Genomic DNA, 17739 nt, shown 5'->3' with positions numbered 1-17739 from the left:
CGGTCGGCACTATTGCTCCGGGTCGAGGTGAGGGCTTAAGACTACGTCGGACCTACGACGCTCGGAGCACGTCCAGAGCGTGTTGCAGATCCTCCGGGTAGGTCGTGGTGAAGGTCACCCACTCCCCCGTCGCCGGGTGGTCGAAGGCGAGCTGGACGGCGTGCAGCCACTGCCGGGTGAGCCCCAGCCGAGCCGACAGCGCCGGGTCCGCGCCGTACATCGCGTCGCCGGCGCACGGGTGCCGCTGGGCCGCCATGTGCACGCGGATCTGGTGGGTGCGCCCGGTCTCCAGGTGGATCTCCAGCAGGCTCGCCGCCGGGAACGCCTCGATGGTCTCGTAGTGCGTCACGGACGGCTTGCCGCCGGCGACGACCGCGAACTTCCAGTCGCTGCGGGGATGCCGCCCGATCGGCGCGTCGATCGTCCCGGTGAGCGGATCGGGGTGGCCCTGGACGACGGCGTGGTAGATCTTCTCCACCGTGCGGTCGTGGAAGGCGCGCTTGAGCACGGTGTAGGCGTGCTCGGACTTGGCGACGACCATCAGGCCGCTGGTGCCGGCGTCGAGGCGGTGGACGATCCCCGCGCGCTCGGCGGCGCCGGAGGTCGAGATGCGGAAGCCCGCGGCCGCCAGGGCGCCGAGGACCGTCGGGCCCTCCCAGCCGACCGACGGATGCGCGGCGACGCCGACCGGCTTGTCGATGACCACGATGTCGTCGTCATCGTGCACGATCGTCAGCTCTGGCACCGCGATCGGCACGATGCGGGCCTCCTCGCGCGGCTGCCAGGAGACCTCGAGCCAGGAGCCGGCGGAGAGCCGGTCCGACTTCCCGGCCTCGCGGCCGTCGACCGTCACACCGCCGGCCTCGGCCACCTCGGCGGCGAAGCTGCGCGAGAAGCCCAGGAGCTTGGCGAGGCCCGCGTCGACGCGGGAGCCTTCGAGGCCGTCCGGGACGGGGAGGCTGCGCGACTCCATCAGGGCTGCGGGTTCCGGGGCTCGTGCGCGTCGGGGGCGGGCTCGGCCTCAACGGCCGCGTCGTCTTCCTCGGCCTCGTCGTCCGCATCGGCAGGCTCCCGGCCGTCGAGGCCGACGCCGCGCAGCGTGAGGATGAGGAACAGCACCATGCTGGAGACGATGGCGACGTCCGCGAGGTTGAAGATGGCCGGCAGCAGCGGGATCTGCAGGAAGTCCACCACATGCCCGACGCCGAAGCCCGGCTCCCGGAAGAGCCGGTCGGTCAGATTGCCGAGCAGGCCGCCGAGCAGGAGGCCGAAGAGGATGGCCCACGCCGTCGAGCGGATGCGCGGCGCGTACCAGATGACGAAGCCGAGCACGCCGACGCCGACGATCGAGAAGATCCAGGTCGACCCGCTGCCGATGGAGAAGGCCGCGCCCGGGTTCTTGACGAAGTGGAGCTGGAGGAGCTGTCCGAGGACCTGGACCTGCTGGCCCTCGTAGAGGTTCGAGACGACCAGGACCTTGGCGATCTGGTCCAGGAGGTACACGCAGAGCGCGACCACCGCCAGGATCACCAAGGCCCTGATGCTGACCTTGGCCCTCGAGGGGCTAGCCTCCAAAGCCCGGGAAGACCGGAGGCTGAGCGCCCTGGTCCTGGCCGTCGGAGGAGCCCGCAGGCACCGGAGTGGGGGCGTTGCCGCCGAAGGAGGCCGACTGGCTGTCGAGGTCGCGGAGCTGGCCCTCGATGTAGCCCTTCAGGCCCTGGCGGTAGTCGCGCTCGAAGCCGCGGAGCTCGTCGATACGGCGCTCGAGGCCGGCACGCTCCTGGTCGAGGGCGCTGATCTGGGCGCGCTGCTTGGACTCGGCCTCGGCGACGATGCGGGCGGCGGTGGCGTGCCCCTCGGCGATGAGCGCGTCGCGCTTCTCCACGCCCTCGCGGACGTGCTCCTCGTGCAGGCGGCGCGCGAGCTGGAGGAGGTTGTTGGTCGCGTTCGGGTCGTTCGCGTCGGCGGCGCCTGCGGCGAAGCCCGCTGCGGCGCCCGCGGCCGCGGCCGGGGCGGCGGGAGCCTGCTGCGCCTGCGCGGCCTGCTGCTGCGCGGCGGCCAGGCGCTGCTTGAGGTCGTCGTTCTCCTGCTGGAGGCGCTGCACCTCGCCGTTGTCGGCGGCAGCAGGCGCGGGAGCCGCGGCCTGACCGGAGCCGCCGCTGCGCTGCAGCTCTGCGATGCGCGAGTCGGCGGCCACGAGGCGCTGCTTGAGCTCGTCGCTCTCCTGGGTCAGTCGTCGGAGCTCGACGACCACCTCGTCGAGGAAGTCGTCGACCTCGTCCTGATCGTAGCCCTCACGGAATTTCGTCGGTTGAAACCGCTTGTTGACCACATCTTCCGGAGTCAGCGCCATGAGAAGCCACCTTAGATCTAAAAAGGACGAACAATGAGTGCGTTCAGCCAACGCTAGCAAAGTGCACGGCCGCCGCGCACTCCGCCGCACCCGTGGTGCGTCGGCCTCGACCACACTACAACGGCAGCCCAGCCCGACCCCAACCGACGCTCGCAGTGCGTCAGGTGAAACTCAGGGTCACGTAGAGGCCGATGATGACGACCAGCATGGTGAGGCTCCAGCCGAAGTCGATCGCGACCGGCCCCATCGACAGCGGAGGGATGATCCGGCGGAAGAAGCGGATCGGCGGGTCGGTGACCACGTAGGTCGACTCGGCGAGCACGAGTCCGAAGCCGCGCGGGCGCCATTGCCGCGCGAACGTGCGCACCAGGTCCAGCACGAACCGGGCCCAGAGGACGAAGAAGTAGATCAGCAGGACGTAGTAGAGCACGTTCGCGATGATCGAGACGACAAGCACCCCTCCAGTATGAACGACCGCGTATGCACGAAAGCGCACCGCCCTGCCGGACGGTGCGCTTTCGAGGAGTGGATCAGGCCTGCGCGAAGAAGGAGGCGTCGACGTCGGCGTCCTGGCCGCCGTGCTCGCCGGAGACCACGACGTGCGACGGCGAGAGCAGGAACACCTTGGGAGTCACCCGCTCGATCTTGCCGTAGAGGCCCTGCGAGAGGCCGCTGGCGAAGTCGATGAGGCGGCGGGCGTCGCCCTCGCTCATCTGCGACAGGTTGATGATCACCGGGATGCCCTCGCGGAAGGACTCGGCGATCGCCTGCGCGTCGCGGTACTGACGGGGGTGGACTGTGAGGATCTCGTTCATTTCCTGTACCGAAACATTCCGTGCGGTGGACGATTTGCGCAGCGGGGTCACCGGTGCGCGGCCGGCCACGGGAGCGACCGGTGCAGGGTGCGGGACGGGCTGGACGGGCGACGGGGCCGGGGCCTCGCGGCGCGGCTGCTGCACCGGCTGGTGCTGCACCTGCTCGTGCTCGTCGAACTCCAGCTCCTCGTCGGCGAGGCCGAGGTAGACCATCGTCTTCTTCAGCGGGTTGGCCATGCGCTTCCTCCGTGTAGACCGGTGCGCCGACGCCTCGCACGCACTGAATGAACCTTCTTCTCTTTCGAGATTAACGAAGGCTCGGCCGATTCCCGGTAATGGCGGTGCCGATGCGAAGGTGTGTCGCACCGGCGGCGACGGCCTCCCGGTAGTCCTGGGACATCCCGGCCGAGATCGCGGTGGCCTCCGGCGCGAGTCCGCGGACCCGTTCGCTGGCAACGCGCACGCGCTCGAACGCACGCGACGGCTCCTCGTCCAGCGGGGCGACCGCCATGACGCCGAGGAGGCGGAGGCCGGGCGTCGCGAGCATATGCTCGACCAGCGGCTCCAGGTCGCGGTCGGCCACGCCGCCACGGCCCGGGTCGTCGGTGAGGTTGAGCTGGACGAACACGTCCACGTCGGGCGCGTCGTCCAGCTTCAGCGCGTCGACCAGCGCGATCCGGTCGAGCGAGTGGATGACGGCCGCGTAGCGCCGCACCTGCCGCGCCTTCTTGCTCTGGAGCTGGCCGACGAAGTGCCAGCGCAGGTCGAGGTCGGCGAGCTCTGCCGCCTTCTCCTGCGCCTCCTGGTGGCGGTTCTCCCCCACGTCGCGCACGCCGAGAGCCGCGAGCTCGCGGACGAGCGACGCCGGGTGGAACTTGGTCACCACGATCGTCGTCAGCTCGTCCGGGGAGCGGCCGGCGGCCCGGGCGGCGTCGGCGACGCCCTCCCGGACCGCGGCGAGCCGCTCCGCGAGCGGGCTACTTGAGGAAGTCGGGGATGTCGAGGTCGTCATTCTCGTCGTCGAACGCCGGGTCCTTCTGCGTGGTCTCTGTCACCGGGGTCTCGCCGGTCGCGTGCCACTCGGTGGCCGCGGCCTCCTGTTCGGCGTGCTCGACCGTCGCGGACGAGGTGACCGCAGGCTCCTCGGAGCCGGCCTCCACGTAGGTCGACCGACGCGCGTCGGCGGCCGAGGCCTGGACGGACTTCGGCTCGCCGCCGTCGAACCCGGCCGCGATGACCGTGACGCGGACCTCGTCGCCGAGGGTGTCGTCGATGACCGCGCCGAAGATGATGTTCGCCTCGGGGTGGACGGCCTCCTGCACCAGGCGGGCCGCGTCGTTGATCTCGAAGATGCCGAGGTTCGATCCGCCCTGGATGGAGAGCAGCACGCCGTGGGCGCCGTCGATGGAGGCCTCCAGCAGCGGGGAGGCGACAGCCAGCTCCGCGGCCTTGATGGCCCGGTCCGCGCCGCGCGAGGAGCCGATGCCCATGAGCGCGGAGCCCGCGCCCTGCATGACCGACTTCACGTCGGCGAAGTCGAGGTTGATGAGCCCGGGGGTGGTGATCAGGTCGGTGATGCCCTGCACACCGGCGAGGAGCACCTGGTCGGCGGTGGAGAACGCCTCCAGCATGCTGATGCCGCGGTCGCTGATCTCCAGCAGCCGGTCGTTCGGCACGACGATGAGGGTGTCGACCTCTTCCTTGAGCCGCTGCACACCGGACTCGGCCTGCTGCTGGCGGCGCTTGCCCTCGAACGAGAACGGCTTGGTGACGACACCGATGGTCAGGGCGCCGATCGACTTCGCGATGCGGGCCACGACGGGCGCGCCGCCGGTGCCGGTGCCGCCGCCCTCTCCCGCGGTCACGAAGACCATGTCGGCTCCGGCGAGCGCCTCCTCGATCTCCTCCGCGTGGTCCTCCGCCGCGCGGCGGCCGACCTCGGGGTCGGCTCCGGCGCCGAGGCCGCGGGTGATCTCGCGGCCCACGTCGAGCTTCACGTCGGCGTCGCTCATCAGCAGCGCCTGGGCGTCCGTGTTGATGGCGATGAACTCGACGCCGCGCAGGCCGAGTTCGATCATCCGGTTGACGGCGTTGACGCCGCCACCGCCGATGCCGACGACCTTGATCACGGCGAGGTAGTTCTGGTTTGCTGTCACGTCCGGCCTCCACGGGAACCTTCAACCTCTAGTCGAGGCTTAAAGTTATGCTGAGTATGCAATTCTCGATTTCGACGGTAGGGCCGCAGGGGCCGCTCCCGCCGCAGTTCGCAGGCGTGTCGGCAAATGCGCCGGAAACCCGGTCATCCTGTCGTCACGCTGTGCGGCGACGAGACGTCGAAACGGCTCGCCTTGGGCGCACCCTTGAGCAGCGCTGCGAGGTCCGCTGACTTGAGCGCGGAGTCCTCCGCGCTCCCCCAGACCACGGTCGCTCCGCCCTCGCGGAGGGTGAACGACACGTCGTCCTTCGTCTTCGCCGAGATGGTGTCCACCCGGCTCAGCACATCGGCGGGCAGCGACGACAGCACGGAGGCGGCAGCGGCGAAGCCGGAGTCTGCGTTCGCGTCGGCCGCGGCTCCTGTCGCGGCGATGATCGGATAGCCGGCCGGGCGGTTCGCGCTGGAGGAGATGGGCACCTTCGCCGCGTCCACGAGCACGAACGCCGACCCGCGCTGGACCGCGCCGATCGCCTGGCGCTCGACGATGCGCACCACCAGGGTGTCCGGCGGGTGACTCTCCAGCGTGTAGCTGCGGATCAGCGGGAAGGCCGCCAGGTCGCTGGAGATCGCGGCCTGGTCGAGCAGCGCGAGCGGCTTGCCGACCTGGTCGCCGAGCTTGGCCGAGATCGCGCCGGCGTCGAGCCGCGATGCGCCGACGACCTGGATGTGCCGGAGAGCCAGCAGCGGCGAGAGGCCGACCAGGATCACGCCGAGCACCAGCGCGACGGCGACCCCCGCGGCGCCGAGCCACGCCATCCTGCGGCGGCGCGAGCGCTTGGTGAACCGGCGCACCTCGCCGCGCTCCACCCGCTTGCGTTCGGCGCGGGCAGCGCGGAGGGCCTTGGAGATCTCGCGGTTGCTCGGCACGCGCTCGGTGAGCGGGAGGCGGTCGGCCGCTGCGCGGGACGGGCGGAGCTTGTGCTCGAGGATCGGCTCGGGGATCGGCTCCTGCGTGCGCACGATCGGGATCGGCTCGGTGATCGTCCCGACCGGCGATGCGGACGGCGCACGGCCCGGCTCAGGGCGCGAAGGGGCCGCGGTCTCCGGCGCGGAGGGCGCCGGAGCGCCGCTCTGCCGTGCCGCCGACCGGTCGAACCCCGCTGGACGCTTCACCGCGGCTACTCCCGGACGCGGCGGAGCGAGTCGAGGAGCTGCGGGACGATCCGGTAGACGTCGCCGCAGCCGAGGGTGATGACGAAGTCGCCCTCGCGCGCGATCCGCGCGGTGTGGTCGGCGGCCTCCTGCCAGTCGGCGATGAATGCGACGTGCTCGGGATGCCGGAACCGGTCGGCGACCAGCGCGCCGGTCACCCCGGGCTCCGGGTCCTCGCGCGCGCCGTAGACGTCGAGCACGACGGTCTCGTCGGCGTACGTCTCCAGGGTCTCGGCGAACTCCTGCGCGAACAGGCGGGTGCGGCTGTAGAGGTGCGGCTGGTGGACCGCGATGATGCGGCCCTCGCCGACGACCGTGCGCGCGGCCGACAGGGCGGCGGCGACCTCGGTCGGGTGGTGGGCGTAGTCGTCGTAGACGCTCACGCCGCCCACGTTGCCGTGCAGCTCGAAGCGGCGCTCCGTGCCGCCGAACTCCGCGATGGCGGCCAGCGCGGCGGCGGGGTCGAAGCCGAGGCCGGTCAGCACGGCGAAGGCGCCGGCGGCGTTGATCGCGTTGTGCCGCCCAGGCACGCGCAGGCGCGCCGAGTACTCGGCGCCGGCGTGGCTCAGCGTGAACGCGACGGGGCCGTCGGTGTCGATCGAGTGGACGCGCACGTCGGCGTCCTCCGCCTCGCCGAAGGTGACGACGCGCTTGTCGGGCGCGACCTCCACCAGCCGGCGGTGGACGTGCTTCGCGCCCGCGTCGTCGGAGGAGACGACGACGAGCTCGTCGGCCTCCCTGGCGAAGGTCACGAAGGCGTCCTCGAACGCCTCCAGCGAGCCGTAGTGGTCGAGGTGGTCGGGGTCGACGTTGGTGATCAGCGCGACCGCCGTGTCGTAGAGCAGGAAGGAGCCGTCGGACTCGTCGGCCTCCACGACGAACAGCTCGCCGCTGCCGGTCTGCGAGCTTTTGCCGAGCGAGGCGATGACGCCGCCGTTGACGAAGCTCGGGTCCTCGCCGAGGCCGAGGAGGCCGGTGACGATCATGCCGGTCGACGTCGTCTTGCCGTGCGCGCCCGCGACCGCGACGAGGCGCTTCCTGTTGATCAGCCAGGCCAGCGCCTGCGAGCGGTGCAGCACCGGGATGCCGTTGGCCAGCGCGAGCTGGTACTCCGGGTTGTCCTGCCAGAGCGCGCCGGTGACCACGAGGGTGTCGGCGTCGCCGACGTTCGCCGCGTCGTGGCCGATCGCGACGGTGGCGCCGAGGGCGCGCAGCGCGTCGACGTTCGCCGAGTGGCGCACGTCGGAGCCGGTGACCGTGTGGCCGGACTCCAGGAACAGTCGCGCGATGCCGCTCATCCCTGAGCCGCCGATGCCGACGAAGTGGAGACTGCCCAGCTCGTCGGGGATGGTGGCGTTGAGGTCGGGTTTGATCGTCACAGGTGCTGCTTTCGGTCCGCGAGTCGAGTTGACAGGTTACAGGCTACGCGGCGAACCTCAGGATACGGTCAGGGCGCTCCGGATCAGGGCGACCATGCGGTCGGAGCCGTCCCGCACGCCCGTGACCGCGGCTCTGCGCGCCATCTCGGCCACCGCCGCGCGGTCGGCGAGCAGCGGAAGCAGGCGCCCGTCGACCCAGCTGGGCACGAAGTCCGCGTCGTCCACCAGGATGCCGCCGCCCGCCTCCACGACGCCCGCCGCGTTGAAGCGCTGCTCGCCGTTGCCGATCGGGAAGGGCACGTAGACGGCCGGGACGCCGAGGGCGGCGAACTCGCAGACCGTCGCGGCGCCGGCGCGGGCGACGGCGAAGTCGGTCAGCGCGAAGGCGAGGTCCATGCGGTCGCAGTAGTCGAGCAGCCGGTAGTGCTCCACCCCGGGATCGGTCAGCTCGCCGCGGCCGCCCTGGATGTGGAGCACCTGCCAGCCGGCGGCGGTGAGCTGCGCGGCGCGTTCGGCGATGGTGCCGTTGAGCCGCCGCGCGCCGAGCGAGCCTCCCGTGACCAGGAGGGTCGGGCGGTCGGCGGAGAGCCCGAACTCGGCGAGGGCCGCCGGGCGGGAGGCCTCCCTGTCGAGCTCCTCGATCTCGCGGCGCAGCGGCATCCCGACGAACCGGGCGTGCCGCAGCGGCGTGCCCTCGAACGCGACGCCGACCCACCGGGTGGACCGGGCGCCGAGCCGGTTCGCGAGCCCCGGCCGGGCGTTCGCCTCGTGCAGCGCGTACGGCACGTGCGCACTGCGGGCGGCCGAGTAGGCCGGCGCGGCCGCGTAGCCGCCGAAGCCCACCACGACGTCGATGCCGCGCTCGCGGATCAGGTCGGTGACCGAGCGCACCGCGCGCCGGTACTCGCCGGGGAAGCGCAGCGCAGCGCCGTTCGGGCGGCGCGGGAACGGCAGTTTCGGGACGGTCGCGAGCTCGTAGCCGCGGGCCGGGACGAGCCGCGCCTCCAGCCCCTCCTTCGTGCCGAGGACCACGACCTCCGCCGACGGGTCGTCGCGGCGCAGGCGGTCGGCGACGGCGAGCAGCGGATTGACGTGGCCGGCGGTCCCACCACCGGCCAGGAGGTACCGGCTCACAGGGCGCTGCCGCCCGCGCGACGGGCGTCGCGGGCGTTCTGGCGGGCGAAGGACATCACGATGCCGATTGCGATCATGGAACTGATCATCGCAGTCCCTCCCGCAGAGATCAGTGGGAGCGGCACGCCGAGCACCGGGATCACCCCGAGCACGACCGCGATGTTCACGAACGCCTGGAAGATCAGCCACACCATGATCGCCGCGGTCGTGACGCGCGGGAAGGTGTCGGTGGACGCGTGGATGATCCGCAGGAAGACGATCGCGAGCATCACGAACAGCAACAGCACCACGACGGCCCCGATGAGGCCGAGCTCCTCGCCGATGATGGCGAAGATGAAGTCGGTGTCGGCGGCGGGCAGCCACGACCACTTCGAGTGCGAGTTGCCGAGGCCGACGCCGAACACGCCGCCCGAGGCGAGCGCGTAGAAGCCGTTGTTGATCTGCCAGTTGACGTCGGGGTTCGCGGCGCTCGTGCCGCCGAAGAGCGCGGCGATGCGCCCCATCCGGCTGGCGCTCGACATCGCGACGACGACGGCCACGATGGCGACGCCGACGAGTCCTGTGAACAGGTAGCGCAGGCGCACGCCGGCGAAGTAGAGCCCGCCCAGCACGAACGCCGACATGACGATGGTCGTGCCGAGGTCGCCGCCGAGCACGACGACGCCGATGGCGCCGCCCGCGATCGGGAGCACCGGCAGCGCGACGTGCCGCCAGTCGTCGAGGAGGTCCTGCTTGCGGGCCAGGACGACGCCCAGCCAGATGACGAGCGCGATCTTGATCGCCTCCGACGGCTGGCCGACGAACCCGCCGATGCGGATCCAGTTGCGGTTGCCGCCGATCTCCACGCCGAGCGGTGTCACGAGCACCAGGAACTGCAGGAAGCACGCGGCGCCGAGGATGAACCAGATCGAGCGCTTCCAGAAGGTCATCGGGATGCGCGAGACGATGAACATCAGCGGGAGGCCGACGAGTGCGTACATGCCCTGCGACCAGAACCGCGAGAAGAAGTTGTCGGTGTCGTTGTGCGACTCGACGGCGGACGACGAGAGCACCATGACCAGCCCGAACACGACCATGAAGAGCGTGATGCCCAGCAGCAGGAAGTAGTCGGAGGACTCGCTGTTCATCGCCCGGCCGAGCGAGATGCGGGTGGAGAAGCCACGGGAGTCCGCGGGCTGCCCGGGCTGGCCAGACTGTCCCGGCTGTTCCGGCTGATCGCGCGGGTCAGGCCCCCGGCGGACGCGAGGCGGGCTCGTCGTCATCCGCCTCACCTCCAAAGAACTCGTTGACGGCCGCCTGGAAGAGGCGCCCGCGCTCGGCGTAGTCGGCGAACTGGTCCATCGACGCCGCCGCCGGTGCGAGCAGGACGGTGTCCCCCTCGCGGGCGAGACCGCCGGCCAGCCGAACCGCCAGCGGCATGACACCTTCAGTCTCGTCGGCGTCCACCTCCAGCACCGGCAGCCCGGGGGCGTGTCGCTCGAATGCGGCCAGCAGGGCGGCGCGGTCGACCCCGATCAGGACCGCCCCGCGCAGCCGTTCGGCGTGCGCAGCCACGAGCTGGTCGATGTCGACGCCCTTGAGGAGGCCGCCGACCACCCACACGACAGACGGGTACGCGCGCAGCGACGCGTCGGCGGCGTGCGGGTTCGTGGCCTTGGAGTCGTCCACCCAGCTCACGCCGGCCTCCACCCGCACCAGCTCGATGCGGTGGGCGTCGAGGCGGAACGCGGTGAGCACGTCGCGGATGACCTGCGGCTCGACGCCGTAGGAGCGCGCGAGGGCGCTGGCGGCCAGGATGTTGGCGACGACGTGCGGGGCGGCGAGGCCGGCCTCCGCGAGCTCGTCGAGCGTGGTCAGCTCGATGGCGCTGTTGCGGCGGTCCTCCAGGAAGGCGCGGTCGCAGAGGATGCCGTCCACGATGCCGAAGTCGCTCGGGCCGGGGATGTCGAGGCCGAAGCCGATGGCGCGGGCGCCCTCGATCACCTCGGCCTCCTCGACCATGCGCAGGGTGTTCTTGTCGGCACGGTTGTAGACGCAGGCGACCTGGGCATTGTCGTAGACCTTGGCCTTGGCGGCGATGTACGCCTCCATCGAGCCGTGCCAGTCGAGGTGGTCGTCGGCGATGTTCAGGCAGGCGGCCGAGTACGGCGAGAGCACGCCACCGCGGTTCCGGTTGATCCAGTGGAGCTGGTAGCTCGACAGCTCCACGACGAGCACGTCGAAGCCCTGCGGGTCGCGGATGGCGTCGAGCACCGGCACGCCGATGTTGCCGCACGGCGCGACGCGGGAGCCGCCGGCGAGCAGCATGGTCGCGGTGAGCTGGACGGTCGTGGTCTTGCCGTTGGTGCCGGTGACGCAGATCCAGTCGGCCGCACTGTTGCCCGATCCGGGAGGGGCGACCTTGTCGCGCAGCCGCCAGGCCAGCTCGATGTCGCCCCAGACCGGGAGGTCGCCCCGGTCGGCCCAGAGCAGCAGCGGGTGGTCCCAGTGGAAGCCGGGCGAGACGACGATGAGCTCCGGGTCGAACTCCACGAGCCGCTCGGGCGGCGCGCCGAGGTCCGGCTCCTCCAGCAGCTCGGCGCCGATGACCTCCAGCAGCATGGCGCGCTCGGCGTCCGCGCGGGAGGTGACGACCAGCACCTCCGCCCCCAGCTCGGCGAGCGTGTCGGCGACCGAGAAGCCGGTGACGCCGAGGCCGAACACCGCGACCCTCAGCCCAGACCAGTCGTGGTGCCAGCTCGTGAGCGCCTCCAGGCGCTCCCGGGAACCGGTCACGTCGCGAGCCACTCGAGGTAGAACGATCCGACGCCGGCCGCGACGAGGAGGCCGCCGATGATCCAGAACCGGACCACGACCGTCACCTCCGCCCAGCCTTTCAGCTCGAAGTGATGGTGGATCGGGCTCATCAGGAAGATGCGCCTGCCGCGCGTGATCTTGAAGTACGCCCGTTGGACGATCACCGAGCCCGCCTCGATCACGAACAGGCCGCCGATGAGGACGAGCAGCAGCTCGGTGCGGCTGAGGATCGCGAGCGCCGCGACCGCGCCGCCGAGGGCGAGCGAGCCGGTGTCGCCGAGGAAGATCTGCGCGGGCGAGGTGTTCCACCAGAGGAACCCGACCACGGCGCCCACGATCGCCGTCGCGACGATCGCCAGGTCGAACGGATCGCGCACGTCGTAGCACTTGGCGAGGTTCTCGGGATTGAGGTTGGGGCTCGCGCACGACTGGATCGACTGCCAGAACCCGATGATGATGTACGCGCCGATGGCGAGGATGCTCGCGCCGGACGCCAGGCCGTCGAGGCCGTCCGTCACGTTCACGCCGTTGGAGGTCGCCGCGACGAGGAAGTTGATCCAGATCAGGTAGAGGCCGTAGCCGACCAGCACGCCGATCACGCCGAACTTGGTGATCGAGCCGAAGTCGATCGGAAGATCGCGGATGAACGAGACACTCATCGTCGCGGGCGTGTAGCCGCGCCCGTCCGGGAACCGGACGGCCAGGAAGGCCCAGACCGTTGCAACGATGACCTGCCCGGCGACCTTCGCCCAGCCGGTCAGGCCGAGGCTGCGCTCGCGCCGCGTCTTGAGGAAGTCGTCCACGAACCCGACGACCCCGAGGCCGACCATGAGGAACAGCACCAGGAGGGCGGACACACTCGTCTCGTCACCCGTCAGCAGCAACGCGGTGAAATAGCCGAACAGCGTGCCGAGGATGACGACGATGCCGCCCATCGTGGCCGTCCCGCGCTTGGCGTGGTGGCTCTGCGGCCCGTCGTCGCGGATGAACTGGCCCCACTGGAGCCGCCGGAAGAGCCGGATGAAGAGCGGCGTCAGGAACAGCGTGAACGCCATCGACAGCGCGCCGGAGGTCAGAAGGGCTCTCACGAGAAGAATTCTCCCAGTCGGTCGCCGAGGAAGCGCAGCCCCGCCGAGTTGGAGGACTTGACGAGCACCGTGTCCCCGGAGCGCAACGCTCCGCTGAGGTGGTCGAACGCCGCGTCCTGGGTCTCGAAGTACAGGGACTCCCCGTCCCACGAGCCCTCGTTGATGGCGGTGATGTGCATGCGCCGTGCTGACGGCCCGACGATGATCAGCTGGTCGATGCCCAGCCGGACGGCGAGCAGGCCGATCCGGTCGTGCTCCTCGCCGGAGAACTCGCCCAGCTCGCTCATCTCGCCGAGGACGGCGATGGTGCGCTCCCCCGGCTCCGCGATCTGGGCCAGCGTCTTGATGGCGGCGGACATCGAGTCGGGGCTCGCGTTGTACGCGTCGTTGATGACGGTGACGCCGCGGGCGCCGCCCATGACCTCCATCCGCCAGCGCTCGGCGCGCTGGACCGTCTCCAGGGCGCTCACGATCGTGTCGATGTCCACGCCGAGGGTGTGCGCGGCGGCCGCGGCGGCCAGCGCGTTCATGACGTGGTGCTCGCCGAGCACGCGGAACTGCACGGGACGCGACTCCCCCGCGCCCTCGCCGCCGTCTGCCGGCGGGAGGTGCAGCACGAACGCCGTGCCGCGCGCGGTCGAGCGCACGTCCGTGGCCCGCACCGCCGCGCGGTCGTCCAGGCCGAACCACAGGACGCGGGCGAGCGTCTTGTCGGCCATCGAGGCCACGCGCGGGTCGTCCAGGTTGAGGACGGCGACGTCGGACTCCAGCAGGTCGCTGACCATCTCGGTCTTGGCCGCGAGGGTCTTCTCGATGCCGCCGAACTCGCCGGCGTGCGCGAGGCCCACCTTGAGGACGATGCCGATGTCCGGCCGGGCCATCCGGATCAGCCGGGCGATCTCGCCGATGCCGCTCGCGCCCATCTCGGCGACGAGGTACTGCGTCTCCTCGGTGACCTCCAGCATCGTGACCGGCGCGCCGACCTCGTTGTTGAACGACGCCCGCGGCGCGATCGTCGGGCCGAGCTGCTCGAGGATGGCGCGCAGGAGATTCTTCGTGGTCGTCTTGCCGTTGGAGCCGGTGACGCCGACGATCCTCAGTGTGCCGAGCGCGCGCACGCGGGCGATCACCTCGGTGGCGAGGTCGCCGAGGGCCACGACGGTGTCGGGCACGACAAGCTGCGGGACCGGCAGGTCGAGGGCGTGGTCGACGACCAGGAGGGCCGCGCCGGCCTCGACGGCCTGCGGCGCGAAGAGGTGGCCGTCCGTCGTCTCGCCTGGCTTGGCGAAGAAGATCGTGCCGGGCACGACCTCCCGGGAGTCGGTGGTCGAGAGCCCCGTCACGACGGTCTCCAGGGTCGCTGCTGTGCCGTCGAGCAGAAGCTCGCCGCGGGTCGCCGCGGCGACCTCGGCGAGGGTGAGGGCGATCATCAGAGCCACCCGGCCTCTCGCAGCGCGAGCCGGGCGTCGTCGCGGGCGGAGTACGGGAGGCGCTGTCCGGCGACCTCCTGGTAGTCCTCGTGCCCCGGGCCCGCGTAGAGCACCACGTCGCCGTCGCCGGCGAGCGAGAGCGCCGTGCGGAAGGCGGCGCGCGGGTCGGCCACCTCGTAGAGCTCGGCGTCCGGCACGGCGGCGCGGGCGCCGTCGAGCAATGCGGCGCGGATCAGGGCCGGGTCCTCCGAGCGCGGGTGGAAGTCGGTGATGACCACGGCGTCGGCGCCGCGCGCGGCGATCGCGCCCATGTCGGCGCGCTTGGTGGTGTCGCGGTCGCCGTCGGCGCCGAAGACCATGACGATCCGGCCGTCGGTGACCCGGCGCAGCGCGCCCAGCAGCGACAGGAAGGCGTCGGGCGTGTGCCCGTAGTCGATGAAGACGACGGGGCCGCGGTCGCCGGAGAGGCGCTCGGTGCGGCCGGGGACGTAGGCGTCGATTCCGCCGTCGCGCTCCAGCGCCGCGCCGATGGCGTCGAGGTCGTAGCCGGACTCCACCAGCATGACGATCGCGAGGGCCGCGTTGGCGGCGTTGTACGCGCCGAGCAGCGGCACGCTGGTCTCCAGGCGGCGCCCGTCCGGGCCGGCGAGCTCGAAGACCGTCTCGGCGATGGTCTCCTCGATCACGGTCAGCGTCCAGTCGGCGTCGACGCCCGGCACGCTGGCGAGCGTGGAGACCGGGATGCGGGACTGCTCGACCAGCGAACGGCCCCACTCGGAGTCGACCGTGACGACGCCGCGGCGGGCGCGGTCGGGCTGGAAGAGCTCCAGCTTGGCCGCGAAGTAGTCGTCCATCGCCGCGTAGTCGTCGAGGTGGTCGTGGCTGAGGTTGGTGAAGCCGACGACGTCGAACTCGATGCCGTCGACGCGGTGCCGGCTGAGCGCTTGCGCGGAGACCTCGACCGCGACGGCGCGGACACCCTCCTCGCGCATCCGGGCGAGCAGCGCGTGCAGCTCGCTGGCCTCCGGGGTGGTCAGCTTGCTGGTGATGGCGTGCTCGCCGATGCGGCGCTCCGCGGTCGAGGACAGGCCGGCGACGACGCCGAGCTGGCCCAGGATGCCGTAGAGCAGGTAGACGACGCTGGTCTTGCCGTTGGTGCCGGTGACGCCGAACAGCGTGGCCGAATTGTCGCCGGTGCGATAGACCCACCTCGCCACCGCACCGAGGGCGGCGCGCGGATCGGGGGTCACGATGACGGGGACGCCCGCGTCGGCCGCGAGCTCCGCGCCCGCGGCGTCGGTCAGGACCGCGACGGCTCCCGCCTCGACGGCGGCCGCGGCGTAGCTCGCGCCGTGCGCGTTCTTGCCCGGCACGCCGACGTACAGGTCACCCGGCTCGACCGCCGAGCTCGCGAGAGCTGCTCCGGTCACCTCGACGGCGTCGAGGTCTCCCCGGACATCCAGCCCGAACTCCGCGACCAACTGGGCGAGCGGGCGGGCGACGGGATGCTCGGGGCGCAGGGAGGAGGGCGCCGGTCCTGTCACGGGGCTCACTTTCAGTCGGGGGTTCGTGGATCGCAAGACGGTCTGGGCGACGGCGTCTCGGTCGGGGTTCAGTAGTAGGGCGGGTAGTCTGCCGGGCTCGACGTCGACGGCTTCACCCGGTAGGTCTTCAGCACCTGGCTCATGATCGTGTGGAACAGCGGAGCGGCAGCAGCCGACGAAGTAATGGTAGTCGGGAACCCGAGGTTGACCGAAACGACGTACTGCGGATCGTGCACCGGAGCGACCCCCATCACCGACACGTAGTACGACGGCAGATAGCCGCCCTTGCCGTCCGGCTGCTGGGCCGTACCGGTCTTCGCGGCGACGTTGTAGCCGGGGATCTTGAGCTGCTTCGAGAGCTCGCCCTGGGTGGTGACCGACTCCAGCATTCCGAGCGTCGTGCCGGCCGCGGCAGGCGACACGACCTTCACGGGCGTGGGCTTCGGGACATCGGTGACGGCGCCGTCCGCCTGCTTGCAGCCCGCCACCATCGTCAGCGGGATGCGGGTGCCGCCGTTGGCCAGCGTCTGGTAGGCGCTCACCATCTGAAGCTGGGTCGTCGAGACGCCCTGGCCGAACATCGTCGCGTACTTGGTCTGGTCGTCCCAGTCCTTGACCGGGTTCAGGATGCCGGAGGACTCGCCCGGGTACGGGAGCCCGGTGTCGTCGCCGATGCCGAACTTCTTGAGGTAGTCGTACCTGGTCTGGTCGGTGAGCGCGCGGCCGAGCTGCGACATGCCCGTGTTCGACGAGTTCATCAGCACGCCCGTGAGGGTCAGCCGCTCCGGCGCGTGGTAGCCCGAGTCGTGCAGGTCGGCGCCGTTGCCCGACTTCCATTCGTAGGGGGCGAGCACCTGGCTGGCCGGCGTCGCCTTGCCCTGGTCGATGAGCATGGCGGCGGTGAGCGCCTTGAAGGTCGAGCCCGGCTCGCGCGGGTCGGTGAGCGACTGGAGGCGCCAGTACGACGGGTCGGTGGCGTCGATGTTGTTCGGGTCGAGCGCGGGCCACTGCGCGATCGCCTTGATCTTGCCGGTCTTGGCCTCCGCCACGGTCACGAAGCCGAACTTCGACCCGGTCGCCGTGACCTGCTGGGCCAGCGTCTGCTCGGCGAACCACTGCAGGTCGCTGTCGACCGTGAGCTCGAGCGTCCCGCCGTCCTTCGCCTTCTGCTGCACGACCGTGCTGCCGGGGATGGCGACCCCGTCCGCGCCGCGCTGGTAGGTCTCCAGGCCGTTCTTGCCGGCCAGGCAGCCGTTCTCGCTGTCCTCCAGGCCGCCGTTGCCGCCCTGCGAGACATAGCCGATCAGGTTGCCGGCGACGGCGCCGTTCGGGTAGCTGCGCGCCTGCGTCTTGCCGAAGGTGAGCCACGGGTACGGCAGCTTGTCGAGCTTGTCGAAGGTGGTCACGTCCATGCCCGACTTGATGAGCACGTACTTGGACTTCGCGTCGGCCTTCAGCGCGTCGTCGAACAGCTTGACGACGGCGTCGCCGCCCTGCCCGGTGACCGCGCCGATCTTGGCGGCGGCCTCCACCATCTTGTCGCGGCCGCCGGCGATCGCGTCGGATGGCGAGGCCTGCGCGGTGTACGTGTAGATCGTCGTCGCCAGGATCTTGCCGCTCGCGTCGACGATGTCGCCGCGGTTGCCGTAGAGGGTGTTGGAGTCCTCTTTGGCGTTGACCGACGCCTTCTGCAGGGCGTCGGCGCGGACCACCTGGATGTCGACCAGCTTGCCGCCGAGGATGGCGACGAACGCGGCGACCGCCACGACGGTGAGGGCTGTGCGCCTCCGCAGCATCTTCCTGTTGATCACGCCCCGCGTCCGTCCCGTCGCG

Annotated in this window: 15 protein-coding genes and 1 pseudogene; all 16 read right to left on the bottom strand. The window is 71.0% G+C overall.

Annotation, left to right across the window (positions count from 1 at the left end):
- Positions 1-52: 52 nt before the first annotated feature.
- The gene (locus ACFQ9V_RS15380) at positions 53-973 is read right to left on the bottom strand and encodes an RluA family pseudouridine synthase (protein ID WP_370053976.1); all 921 of its coding nucleotides are present in this window, start codon (positions 971-973) and stop codon (positions 53-55) included.
- Entirely contained in the window at positions 973-1530 is a 558-nt protein-coding gene (lspA, locus tag ACFQ9V_RS15375; RefSeq protein ID WP_382460022.1) for a signal peptidase II, read from the bottom strand. The genes ACFQ9V_RS15380 and lspA overlap by 1 nt, the downstream gene beginning before the upstream one ends.
- Before the next feature lie 34 nt (positions 1531-1564).
- On the bottom strand, positions 1565-2353 hold the full coding sequence (locus tag ACFQ9V_RS15370) for a DivIVA domain-containing protein (RefSeq protein ID WP_382459988.1): 789 nt from the start codon (positions 2351-2353) through the stop codon (positions 1565-1567).
- Between the two features lie 160 nt (positions 2354-2513).
- Complete coding sequence (locus tag ACFQ9V_RS15365) at positions 2514-2810, bottom strand: YggT family protein (protein ID WP_179605620.1); 297 nt, start codon at positions 2808-2810, stop codon at positions 2514-2516.
- A 73-nt stretch (positions 2811-2883) separates the two neighbouring features.
- Positions 2884-3405 (bottom strand): cell division protein SepF, encoded by a 522-nt coding sequence (locus ACFQ9V_RS15360; RefSeq protein WP_370053980.1) that lies wholly within the window; start codon positions 3403-3405, stop codon positions 2884-2886.
- Between the two features lie 70 nt (positions 3406-3475).
- A complete protein-coding gene (locus ACFQ9V_RS15355) occupies positions 3476-4180 on the bottom strand; it encodes a YggS family pyridoxal phosphate-dependent enzyme (protein ID WP_382459987.1) in 705 nt (234 codons plus the stop codon).
- Positions 4146-5324: a cell division protein FtsZ gene (gene ftsZ / locus ACFQ9V_RS15350; protein WP_382459986.1), complete on the bottom strand. Its 1179-nt coding sequence runs from the start codon at positions 5322-5324 to the stop codon at positions 4146-4148. Before ftsZ ends, ACFQ9V_RS15355 begins: the two co-directional genes overlap by 35 nt.
- 143 nt (positions 5325-5467) lie before the next feature.
- A complete protein-coding gene (locus ACFQ9V_RS15345; RefSeq protein ID WP_382459985.1) occupies positions 5468-6496 on the bottom strand; it encodes an FtsQ-type POTRA domain-containing protein in 1029 nt (342 codons plus the stop codon).
- Positions 6402-7914: pseudogene (murC, locus tag ACFQ9V_RS15340) on the bottom strand (UDP-N-acetylmuramate--L-alanine ligase). Before murC ends, ACFQ9V_RS15345 begins: the two are co-directional and overlap by 95 nt.
- A gap of 57 nt (positions 7915-7971) precedes the next feature.
- Positions 7972-9048: a glycosyltransferase gene (locus ACFQ9V_RS15335; protein ID WP_382459984.1), complete on the bottom strand. Its 1077-nt coding sequence runs from the start codon at positions 9046-9048 to the stop codon at positions 7972-7974.
- The gene (gene ftsW / locus ACFQ9V_RS15330) at positions 9045-10310 is read right to left on the bottom strand and encodes a putative lipid II flippase FtsW (protein WP_382459983.1); all 1266 of its coding nucleotides are present in this window, start codon (positions 10308-10310) and stop codon (positions 9045-9047) included. The genes ACFQ9V_RS15335 and ftsW overlap by 4 nt, the downstream gene beginning before the upstream one ends.
- Positions 10273-11823: a UDP-N-acetylmuramoyl-L-alanine--D-glutamate ligase gene (gene murD, locus ACFQ9V_RS15325; RefSeq protein ID WP_382459982.1), complete on the bottom strand. Its 1551-nt coding sequence runs from the start codon at positions 11821-11823 to the stop codon at positions 10273-10275. The genes ftsW and murD overlap by 38 nt, the downstream gene beginning before the upstream one ends.
- Positions 11820-12932 carry a phospho-N-acetylmuramoyl-pentapeptide-transferase gene (gene mraY, locus ACFQ9V_RS15320; RefSeq protein WP_370053993.1) on the bottom strand — a complete coding sequence of 371 codons (1113 nt, stop codon included), beginning with the start codon at positions 12930-12932 and terminating at the stop codon, positions 11820-11822. Before mraY ends, murD begins: the two co-directional genes overlap by 4 nt.
- A complete protein-coding gene (gene murF / locus ACFQ9V_RS15315) occupies positions 12929-14362 on the bottom strand; it encodes a UDP-N-acetylmuramoyl-tripeptide--D-alanyl-D-alanine ligase (protein ID WP_382459981.1) in 1434 nt (477 codons plus the stop codon). Before murF ends, mraY begins: the two co-directional genes overlap by 4 nt.
- Complete coding sequence (locus ACFQ9V_RS15310; RefSeq protein WP_382459980.1) at positions 14362-15906, bottom strand: Mur ligase family protein; 1545 nt, start codon at positions 15904-15906, stop codon at positions 14362-14364. Before ACFQ9V_RS15310 ends, murF begins: the two co-directional genes overlap by 1 nt.
- A 68-nt stretch (positions 15907-15974) precedes the next feature.
- Positions 15975-17717 (bottom strand): peptidoglycan D,D-transpeptidase FtsI family protein, encoded by a 1743-nt coding sequence (locus ACFQ9V_RS15305; protein ID WP_382459979.1) that lies wholly within the window; start codon positions 17715-17717, stop codon positions 15975-15977.
- Positions 17718-17739 lie beyond the last annotated feature (22 nt).

The sequence above is a fragment of the Leifsonia sp. NPDC056665 genome (assembly GCF_042791795.1).
Taxonomy (GTDB): domain Bacteria; phylum Actinomycetota; class Actinomycetes; order Actinomycetales; family Microbacteriaceae; genus Leifsonia.
The sequence above is the reverse complement of the archived record's forward strand: the minus strand, read 5'-3'. Positions and strand labels throughout refer to the sequence as shown.